The 8947-nt window shown below is 72.2% G+C and carries 10 protein-coding genes and 1 pseudogene; 5 read left to right on the top strand and 6 right to left on the bottom strand.

The annotated features are described in order from the left end of the window. Positions 1–167 precede the first annotated feature (167 nt). From AC07OQ_RS24190 to AC07OQ_RS24205, 4 genes are all read left to right on the top strand, one after another. The gene (locus AC07OQ_RS24190) at positions 168–668 is read left to right on the top strand and encodes an NUDIX hydrolase (protein ID WP_495055691.1); all 501 of its coding nucleotides are present in this window, start codon (positions 168–170) and stop codon (positions 666–668) included. Positions 669–718: 50 nt separating this feature from the next. Then, positions 719–1912, top strand: coding sequence for a tRNA 2-thiouridine(34) synthase MnmA (gene mnmA, locus AC07OQ_RS24195; protein WP_495055692.1), 1194 nt, complete (start codon positions 719–721; stop codon positions 1910–1912). A gap of 65 nt (positions 1913–1977) precedes the next feature. Further along, positions 1978–3210 carry a sensor histidine kinase gene (locus AC07OQ_RS24200; protein WP_495055693.1) on the top strand — a complete coding sequence of 411 codons (1233 nt, stop codon included), beginning with the start codon at positions 1978–1980 and terminating at the stop codon, positions 3208–3210. A gap of 5 nt (positions 3211–3215) precedes the next feature. After that, positions 3216–3875, top strand: coding sequence for a response regulator (locus AC07OQ_RS24205; protein WP_495055694.1), 660 nt, complete (start codon positions 3216–3218; stop codon positions 3873–3875). 18 nt (positions 3876–3893) lie between these two features. Here the strand turns inward: AC07OQ_RS24205 and AC07OQ_RS24210 are convergent, their stop codons facing one another. Then, the gene (locus AC07OQ_RS24210) at positions 3894–4397 is read right to left on the bottom strand and encodes a CAP domain-containing protein (RefSeq protein ID WP_495055695.1); all 504 of its coding nucleotides are present in this window, start codon (positions 4395–4397) and stop codon (positions 3894–3896) included. 72 nt (positions 4398–4469) lie between these two features. Between AC07OQ_RS24210 and AC07OQ_RS24215 the strand changes: the two genes are divergently transcribed. Then, positions 4470–4901: a hypothetical protein gene (locus AC07OQ_RS24215; protein ID WP_495055696.1), complete on the top strand. Its 432-nt coding sequence runs from the start codon at positions 4470–4472 to the stop codon at positions 4899–4901. A gap of 4 nt (positions 4902–4905) precedes the next feature. On the opposite strand, the gene AC07OQ_RS24220 is transcribed toward AC07OQ_RS24215, so the two are convergent. The 5 genes and pseudogenes from AC07OQ_RS24220 to AC07OQ_RS24240 all read right to left on the bottom strand — a co-directional run. Beyond that, positions 4906–5409 (bottom strand): type II secretion system protein, encoded by a 504-nt coding sequence (locus tag AC07OQ_RS24220; RefSeq protein ID WP_495055697.1) that lies wholly within the window; start codon positions 5407–5409, stop codon positions 4906–4908. A gap of 10 nt (positions 5410–5419) precedes the next feature. Beyond that, a complete protein-coding gene (locus tag AC07OQ_RS24225) occupies positions 5420–5848 on the bottom strand; it encodes a type II secretion system protein (protein WP_495055700.1) in 429 nt (142 codons plus the stop codon). Between the two features lie 59 nt (positions 5849–5907). Beyond that, positions 5908–6387: a type II secretion system protein gene (locus tag AC07OQ_RS24230; RefSeq protein ID WP_495055698.1), complete on the bottom strand. Its 480-nt coding sequence runs from the start codon at positions 6385–6387 to the stop codon at positions 5908–5910. A 90-nt stretch (positions 6388–6477) separates the two neighbouring features. Then, positions 6478–8667, bottom strand: coding sequence for a secretin GspD/PilQ domain-containing protein (locus AC07OQ_RS24235; RefSeq protein ID WP_495055699.1), 2190 nt, complete (start codon positions 8665–8667; stop codon positions 6478–6480). Beyond that, positions 8664–8947 (bottom strand): annotated as a pseudogene (locus AC07OQ_RS24240) (hypothetical protein); the annotation flags it as partial. The pseudogene AC07OQ_RS24240 and the gene AC07OQ_RS24235, both read right to left, overlap by 4 nt.

The following is an 8947-nucleotide window of genomic DNA, read 5'->3' on the forward strand; positions in this document are numbered from 1 at the left end:
AGCTTCTTGACCGTCTCGGGCGTCACCGCCACACGCGTCTCTCCCGCCGCGCTTTCGCGCGGAACACCTATCAGCATGGATGATCCCTCCGGAGTTTTGAGGCAGCTTGCGGCCAGCTTACACAATAGGCACCCGGATCGACACCCGTACAAGCCTGAAAGACGCAGATGTCCAACACCGAACGCTGGAAACCCTCGGTCACCGTGGCCGCCGTGATCGAACAGGACGGCCGCTACCTGCTGGTCGAGGAGGAAACGCCCGAAGGCCCGATGCTGAACCAGCCCGCCGGCCATCTGGAGCCCGCCGAGACGCCCGAGCAGGGCGTGGTGCGCGAGGCGCTGGAGGAAACCGCGCGCGAATTCCGCCCCGAGGCGCTGCTGGGCCTGTACCTGGCCCGCTTCCTGCGCCCCAGCAGCGGCGAGGACGTGACCTTTCTGCGCCTGGCCTATTGCGGCAGCGTCGGCGCCCCCTTGCCGGGCCGCAGCCTGGACCGGGGCATCCTGCGCACCCTGTGGCTGACGCCCGAGGAGATCCGCGCCACCCAGGCCCGCCACCGCAGCCCGCTGCTGCTGCAATGCGTGGAGGACCATCTGGCGGGCCGGCGCCTGCCGCTGGACGCGGTGAAGGCCCATGCCTCGCTGTGGGAGCCGCTGCTCAAGGGCAACTGAGAAAGGCCCGGCGGGGCAGGTCTTTGCGCGATACGGGAAAATACCGACCCATGAGTTCCCAGCGCAAGCACCGCATCGTCGTCGGCCTCTCCGGCGGCGTCGACTCCGCCGTCACCGCCCATCTGCTGAAGCAGGCCGGCCACGAGGTCGTCGGCATCTTCATGAAGAACTGGGAGGACGACGACGACAGCGAATACTGCTCGTCCAATATCGACTTCGTCGACGCCGCCGCGGTGGCCGACGTGATCGGCATCGAGATCGAGCATGTCAATTTCGCGGCCGACTACAAGGACCGCGTGTTCGCCGCCTTTCTGCAGGAGTACCAGGCCGGCCGCACGCCCAACCCCGACGTGCTGTGCAATGCCGAGATCAAGTTCAAGGCCTTCCTCGACCATGCGATGCGCCTGGGCGCCGAGAAGATCGCCACCGGCCATTACGCCAGAGTCCGATGGGTGCCACCGGACTCCGGCATGGCCGTTGGCCGTCATGACGGGTCGGGCGCGGTTGCGCCCGACAGCGCCCGCGTGCGCGAGGCTGGGGGCGAATTCCAGCTGCTCAAGGGCCTGGACCCGCTGAAGGATCAGAGCTACTTCCTGCACCGCCTGAACCAGGCCCAGCTGGCCAAGACCCTGTTCCCGGTCGGCGAGCTGGCCAAGACCGAGGTGCGCCGCATCGCCGCGGAGATCGGCCTGCCGAATGCCAGGAAGAAGGATTCGACCGGCATCTGCTTCATCGGCGAACGCCCCTTCCGCGAGTTCCTGAACCGCTATCTGGCGCATCAGCCGGGCCCGATCAAGGACGAGCGCGGCCGCAAGCTGGGCGAGCATCTGGGCCTGTCCTTCTACACGCTGGGCCAGCGCCAGGGCCTCGGGATCGGCGGCATCAAGGAGAAGGGCGCGCCGCGCGGCGGCGGCGCGCACGAGCCCTGGTTCGTCGCCCGCAAGGACCTCGACAGCAACACCCTGGTCGTCGTGCAGGGCCACGAGCATCCGCTGCTGCAGAGCCGCTCGCTGCTGGCCGACGACCTCAGCTGGACCAGCGGCGCGATGCCGAGCTTCGGCGGCTACGGCGCCAAGACCCGCTACCGCCAGGCCGATGCGCCCTGCGCGCTGACGCCCGACACGGGCCGGGTCCGGCTGGACTTCCCGCAGGCCCAATGGGCGGTGACGCCGGGCCAGAGCGCGGTGCTGTACGACGGCGAGGTCTGCCTGGGCGGCGGCGTGATCGCACAAGCGCTGGCATGACCTCCGGCACGGCCGGGTCCGCCCCGGCTGTGGCACCCTCGCGGGTTTGCGTTAAAACCCGCCCCGTGAGTCTCGACCGCCTGCTTGCCCGCATCGCCCAGCCCGGCTTCGTGCTGCGCATCGCCGCGCTGGCCGTCTGCGTGCTGGAGCTGTGGGCCCTGGTCGGCGCCCTGCTGGGCCGGCGCACCGAGCCCTATGACGGCCTGCTGGCCGGCCTGTCCCAGCGCCTGGGCGGCGGCGGCGTCGGCCTGACCCTGCTGAGCTTTGCCCTGGTGCTGCTGTTCGCGCTGGGCTACTGGCGCCTGGCCCGGCAGAGCAGCATCACCGACCGCGCGCCGCGCCATGCGCTGGCCGGCATCGTCGCGCTGGACCTGCTGGCCCTGGCCGTCACGCCGGGCCTGCCCTTCCTGGTCACGGCGCTGGCGGCCATCATCCTGCGCCTGCGTCCGGCCTTCGGCTTCGCGCTGGCCCAGGTGGCCCTGAGCGTCGGCCTCTACCTGCTGCTGCCCAGCGAGGGCCAGCAGCTGGAGCAGCTGCGCTCCGAGCAGCCGCTGTGGCTGGACGCCCTCGGCCAGCTGATGGCCATGGTGGCCCTGCATGGCATGGCCTTCGGCCTGGGCCGCATGGCCGCCGCCGAGGCCGAGAAGCGCCGCTGGCTGCAGGCCATGCTGGCCGATAAGCTCAGCGCCGAACGCCTGCAGGCCGAGCAGCTGCGCTACGCCGAGCGCTTGGCTGTCGGCCGCGAGCTGCACGATGTGGTCGGCCACCACCTGACCGCGCTGAACCTGCAGCTGCAGCTGGGCGGCGCGCTGCTGCAGCGCGCCGATGCCGAGGGCGCGGCCCGGGCCGTCGAGAAGGCGCGCGGCAGCGCCGAGCGGCTGCTGGCCGATGTGCGCGCCGCCGTGTCGGCCGAGCGCGGCTCGCAGCGCATCGACCTCAGCGAGGCGCTGCAGGCCCTGGCCGAGGGCATTGCCAGCACCCGCATCGAGCTGGACATCGCGCCCGCCGCGCGCGACCTCAGCCCGCGCCTGGCGCACGCGATACTGCGCTGCGTGCAGGAGGCCGTCACCAACAGCGTGCGCCATGCCCGCGCCGAGCGGGTGCGGGTGGCCCTCGCCACCGAGGGCGAGCAGGTGCGGGTGACGGTGGACGACGATGGCGGCGGCACGCCGCGCCTGACGGCCGGCAACGGGCTGAAGGGCATGGCCGAGCGCATGGCCGAACTCGGTGGCGCGATGACGGTGACGCGCCACAGCCCCGGCTTCATGATCGAACTGCGTTGCCCCAGGGGAGCATGACCACGATGAACGAGAGCAAGGATACGATCAAGGTGCTGCTGGTCGAGGACCAGCAGCTGGTGCGCGAGGGGCTCAAGGGCCTGCTGGCCCTGCATGCCGAGCTGCAGATCGTCGGCGAGGCGGCGGACGGCGCCGAGGCGCTGGCGCTGATCCCGGCCCTGATGCCCGACGTCGTGCTGTCGGACATGCGCATGCCGCGGCTGGACGGCCTGGGCCTGATCCGCGCGCTGGCGGCGCGCGCGCTGTCCATCCCGGTGCTGCTGCTGACCACCTTCGACGACAGCGCCGCCTTCGACGAGGCGGTGCGCGCCGGCGCCAAGGGCTTTCTGCTGAAGGCCATCAGCCCCGACACCCTGCTGCAGGCGCTGCGCGACGTGGCCCGCGGCGGCACCGCGCTGCGCCCCGGCCTGACCGAGCGCATCGAGCGCGAGGCGCCCAGGGTGGCGCGGGGCTTCGAGGCGACGCCCGAACCCGATCCGCTGTCGCCGAAGGAACTGCAGGTGCTGCGCCTGGTGGCCAGCGGCCGCAGCAACACCGAGATCGCCGCGTTGCTGGGCAATAGCGAGGGCGTGATCAAGAACCACTGCTCGGCCATCTTCTCCAAGATGGGCGTGCGCGACCGCACCCAGGCCGTGCTGCGCGCCATCGACCTCGGCTGGATCTGAGACTCGAGCGGGCGGCGCCTACTCGGGCAGGCTGCGCCCGAGGTGGAGCACCCAGTAATGCCCGTAGGGCGCGGCGCCCGCGGCGCAGGCCAGGCCCATCTGCTCGAAATCGGCGGCCATCAGGTTGTCGCAATGGGCCGGGCTGGCAAGCCATTGGCCCAGGGCCTCGTCCAGCGTGTTCGGCCCGGCGGCCAGGTTCTCGCCGGCCAGCCGCATCCGGTAGCCGGCCAGGCGCAGGCGCTCGCGCAGGCTGCGCGCCTGCTGGCCGTCATGGCTGAGGGAGCCGCGGCGCGCCAGCTCCTCGGCATAGCTGCGCGCGGACTGGGCCAGGCGTTCGTCCCATTGCAAGGCGCCGGCGGCGGGCATCGCGGCAAGGCCGCAGGCATGGGCCTGGGCGCGCAGCGCGCTCAGCATGCGCTGGGCCGCCTCGGGCGTGACCTTGCACACGGCCGCCTCGACGGGCTGCCGCGCCGCCGCCACGCCACTCATTGCCACCGCGATCAGCAGCGCCCACAGCCTCATCGATACATCCTCCCGAGCTGGGGATTCTGAGGCCGAGTTGCGGGCCGCCGGCGTCTGCGCGAGCATCGAAGCATGAAATCCGTTCTTCTTTCACCAATCGCCGGCCGCTGCATCGCCTGCTGGCTGAGCCTGGCCGGACTGGCTTGCGCCGCCCCGCCACCACCGGGCGCCGCGGTGCCGGCCGACAGCGCGGCCCTGCTGCGGCCGCGCATCGGGACGATGATCGGCGACGCCCCCTGCGACAGCGATGCCCAGTGCCGCAGCATCGCCGTGGGTTTCAAGGCCTGCGGCGGCCCGGCCGGCTATCTGGCCTGGTCCACCCGCAATGTCCGGCAGGGCGAGCTGGAAGCCCTGGTGCAGGCCCATGCCCAGGCCGAGCGCGCCGAGTCGGAGCGCGCGGGCCGGGTGTCGGACTGCCGCTATATCGCCGATCCGGGGGCCGCCTGTCACGCCGGGCGCTGCCGGCTGCAGCCGAGCGGCGGGAGCGCGGCGGGCACGCGCTGAGCGCTCAGCGCGGCGCCGATGCGGCACTCGCGGCCGGCAGGGCGGGGTCGGACATGGCCTGGTCGGCCGTGAACAGCCAGTCCATGGCCCGTGCCGGCACGCTTTCGTCGGGCGGCAGGCGGCGCAACAGTTCCTGCTCGGAGCGGCTGTGCACGGCGCGAAAGCCCTGCGGGTCGGTCGGCGCCGGCACCAGCACCCAGTCCGGCTTGCCGGTGAAGGGGTCGACATAGGCACGGCGCAGATGATGGCGCGCCTTGGGTCCGCGCTCGTCGGTCAGCAGCTCATCCAGGCTGCGCGGATGGGCGCCGCCCGGCCCGCCGGGCTGGGCGGCGCCGGCCTTCAGATAGCTGGCGATCGCCCGTGCGATCTCCTGGCCGCGGAATTCCAGCTCGCGCTCCTTCTCGCGCTGCACCGCCGTGCTCCAGCGCGGCCCCAGCGCCGCCAGCGCCGCGGCCGTGAGCGCGACGAGGAAGAGCATGCCCAGATAGCCGAAGCCGCGCTGCCGCATCGTCGGGGGACTACAGGTCGGCGTACAGGCGCCCGTCGCTGGCGCGCCCGGCCGCGCCGCTGCGCACGTCATAGAGCTGGCCCTTGAGCTGCGCGTCGGGCGGCGGGGGCAGCTCGATCCAGGCGTCGCGCCGGCCGGCCACCGGGTCCTCCGGCAGCTCGCGCAGATAGCGCGCCGCGGCCAGTTCCTCCAGGCTGTCGGGGTAGCGGCCCTTGTCGGCCGCGAACTGGTCGATCGCATCGCGCAAGGTGGCCAGCGAGCTGCGCAGCGCGGTCTCCTTGGCCTTGTCCAGGCTGTTGAAATAGCGCGGCGCGACGATCGAGGCCAGCAGCGCGACGATCGCCATCACGACGATCAGTTCAATGAGCGTGAATCCCCCCCCGACGCGCTGCGCGCGCCCCCCCAGGGGGGCGAGCCCGCAGGACCGGCGAAGCCGGATCCCCGGGCTCCGCTCGAAGGTGCCCGGCTGGCGCGGGCCATCAATGCGTGGCACGTTCATCACCAGTCTCGATAGCGCGTGCCGTCCAGCGCGCGGCGCTCCGAGAGCGAATAGACGTCGAACACGTCGCGCCCCTCGCGCGGCTGGTCCGGCGGGCTGTCGGCCGAGCGCAGGCCCCAGCTGTCGGCCGGCTCCAGGCCGGCCTCGGCAAAGGGATCGCGCGGCAGGCGGCGCAGGAAGTAGAGCTGGCGGCCGTCGGGCGATTTCGCATCGGGCACGCCGCGCACCAGATCCAGCAGCCGGTGCGGATAGCCGCTGTCCTCGGGGCTCTGTTTGATCTGGCCGGCCTCGGCCGCGCGCTTGTGGGCATCGAGCGCGCCGCGAATCTGGCGCAGCCCTTCGCGCAGCTGGAACTCCTGGCTGCGCTGCACCGACAGCAGCAGCATCGGCCGCGCCGCCGCCGCCAACACGCCCAGCATCGCCAGCACGACCAGCATCTCGATCAGGGTGAATCCCAGCCCCTCGGCCCGTGAGTGCACGGTCCGATCCCCCGAGGGGATGCGGGCCCGCTTGGGGCGGCCCGGCGCTGGGCCCGCGGCGCCGATGTTCCAGCCTCTCATCGCATGCCCTTAACGAGCGGCCTCAATGGCCACCATGCCCGAGCCCTCCAGCCGCACCGGCGGCGCCTCGCCATTCAGGCCGGAGGCGCTCAAGCCGCTGACGCCGACCGACAGCACCTGGCCGGCCGCGGCGGGCAGCGCGCGCAGCACCAGCACGCGCTCGCCGCGCGGCGTCAGCTCGAAGGGCAGGCGCCCCGGCGCGGCATTGCCGGCCGCGGCCTGGGCCGGCTGTAGCTTGGTGGCGTCGAACTCCAGCTCGCCCTTCACCGAGACGCCGCTGTCATGCCTGAGGGTCACGCTGATGGTGCCGCCGGCCTGCACCTGGGGCGTCACGTCGAGCTTCAGCATCACCTCGGCGTCGCTCGCCTGGGCGCCCTGGCCCGCCGCGGCGACAGGTCTTGCCGGCGCGGCGCCCGCAAGGCCCACACCGGCGCGCGCCTGCTCGCGCAGCCGGCTGCTGAAGGCGCCGGGCTGGGCATCGGTGCCGCCCGGCAGGCGGGTCAGGGCGGCGTCCGGCAGGGCCACGTTGCGCACGATGCGCGGCGTGATCAGGAGCACCACCTCGGTCTTGTTGCGGGTGTCGGTCTGCACGCCGAACAGCTTGCCCAGCACCGGCAGGCCCGACAGGCCCGGGATGCCGGTGGCGCTCTTGCGGTCCTCGTCGTTGATCAGGCCGGCCAGGATCTGGGTCTCGCCATCGTTCAGGCGCAGCGAGGTGGCGGTCTGGCGCGTGCCGATCTCGTAGGCCGTGGTGCCGCCGGGGCCGGTGACCTGGCGGATCAGGTTGCTGACCTCCAGCCCGACCTTGATGACCACGTCGTTGTCCAGCTGGATGGTGGGCTCGACGTCCAGCTTCAGGCCAACGTCCAGATAGGACACCGAGGCCGCCACCGAGGTGCTGCCGGTGAAGTTGGTCGTGGTCGTGAAGACCGGCAGCTTCTGGCCGATATGGACCTTGGCCTTCTCGCGGTTGCGCACGCGGATCTTCGGGTTGGCCAGCAGATTGGCATTGCCCGAGGTGCCGCGTATCGTCGCCACCAGGGCCGGGTTGGCGACGCTGGCACGGAAGCTGTCGCGCAGGCCCAGGTCCACCTGGCCGGTGACGCCGGGCAGGCCGTACTGCACCTGCTCGGGCCATTGCAGGCCCAGCGCGTCGACCCGGTCGGTGGCCAGCTCCATCACCTCCACCTCCAGCATCACCTCGGGCTCGGGCAGGTCGACCGAGGCGATCAGCTTCTCCACCAGGCGCATCACCTCGGGCGTGTCGCGCACCACCATCAGGTTCAGGCGCTCGTCGATATGGATGTCGCGCACCTTGGCGATGGTGCGCACCATCGCCTGCGCGGCCTTCACGTCGGCATTGGTCAGGTAGATGGTGCGGGTGATCAGCTCCTGGTGCTCGCGCTGCTTGGCCTGGGTGTTGGGGAAGATCAGCACCGAGCTGTCATTGAGCAGCTTGCGGTCCAGCTGCTGGGTGCTGAGGATCACGCGCATCGCCTCGTCCAGCGAGACCTGGCGCAGGAACACCGTCACCTTGGCATCGGCGCGCACGTCCTTGTCGAACACGAAGTTGACATTGCTGCTGCTGCGCGCCAGCGCCTCGAACACCTGGCGCAGCGGTGCCTCGCGGAACTCCAGGGTCACCGGCTTCTGGAAGGCCGGGCCCAGCTCGCCGCTGGCGGCGGCCTCCAGCGGCCGCGCCTGCGCCACCTGGGCCAGCAGGGTGCGGGCGCCGGCGTGATGGGGCGCCTCCGCCAGGATGTCGCGCGCCATGCTCTCGGCCCGCGCCAGCCTGCCCTCGCGCAGCGCCAGGCGGCCCTGCTGCAGCAGGCTCTCCTGGCGCTGGCCGCGCTCGATCTCGGTCTCGAAGGCGGCCAGGCGCGGCTGCGCCGGGTCGGCCTCGCGCAGTTGCTGCGCGCTGGCGCGCGCCTCGTCCCAGCGACCCGCGGCGCGCTGGCCCTCGATCTGCATCACCAGCCGGTTGGCGAGCTGTTCGCGGGTGCGCAGCTGGGCCGCGCGCAGCGCCGGGTCGGCGGGGTTCTGGCGCAGCGCCTCCCGCAGCACCATATTGGCCTCGCGCAACTGGTTGCCGCGCGCCAGCTCGTCGGCCTGGCGCAGGGCCGGATGGGCGCAGCCCGCCAGCAGCAGGGCGGCAAGAACAGCAAGCCACGCGGGGCGGCGATGGATCGGTGGCGTCATGACGAGGGCTTGAATGAAATGTGCTGTGCTTGCTGGGCCGGCAGCCAGACCAGCGTCAGGCCCGTGGGGCTCATGCGCTCGATCCGCCACTGGCCGTCGATCACATCGCCGGCCTTGGCCGAGATGCTGCGGTTCGCGCCGGCCAGCAGGGCCTGGCTCTGGCCGCCCTCCTCGAGGCGGCCGATCAGCTGATAGGGGAAGGGCGGCGCCACCGGCGCGGCCGGCTGGGCCGCAGCGGGCGGCGGGGCCGGCGCCGGCGCGAGGGGTGGCGGCGGCGCCC

Source organism: Roseateles sp. GW821-FHT09B06, from assembly GCF_059418245.1.

Bases quoted from the DNA above. Each gene is read 5' to 3' on its own strand.
- AC07OQ_RS24190 (WP_495055691.1), top strand. From the start codon at position 168: ATGTCCAACACCGAACGCTGGAAACCCTCGGTCACCGTGGCCGCCGTG.
- mnmA (WP_495055692.1), top strand. From the start codon at position 719: ATGAGTTCCCAGCGCAAGCACCGCATCGTCGTCGGCCTCTCCGGCGGC.
- AC07OQ_RS24205 (WP_495055694.1), top strand. From the start codon at position 3,216: ATGAACGAGAGCAAGGATACGATCAAGGTGCTGCTGGTCGAGGACCAG.
- AC07OQ_RS24210 (WP_495055695.1), bottom strand. From the start codon at position 4,397: ATGAGGCTGTGGGCGCTGCTGATCGCGGTGGCAATGAGTGGCGTGGCG.
- AC07OQ_RS24215 (WP_495055696.1), top strand. From the start codon at position 4,470: ATGAAATCCGTTCTTCTTTCACCAATCGCCGGCCGCTGCATCGCCTGC.
- AC07OQ_RS24220 (WP_495055697.1), bottom strand. From the start codon at position 5,409: ATGCGGCAGCGCGGCTTCGGCTATCTGGGCATGCTCTTCCTCGTCGCG.
- AC07OQ_RS24235 (WP_495055699.1), bottom strand. From the start codon at position 8,667: ATGACGCCACCGATCCATCGCCGCCCCGCGTGGCTTGCTGTTCTTGCC.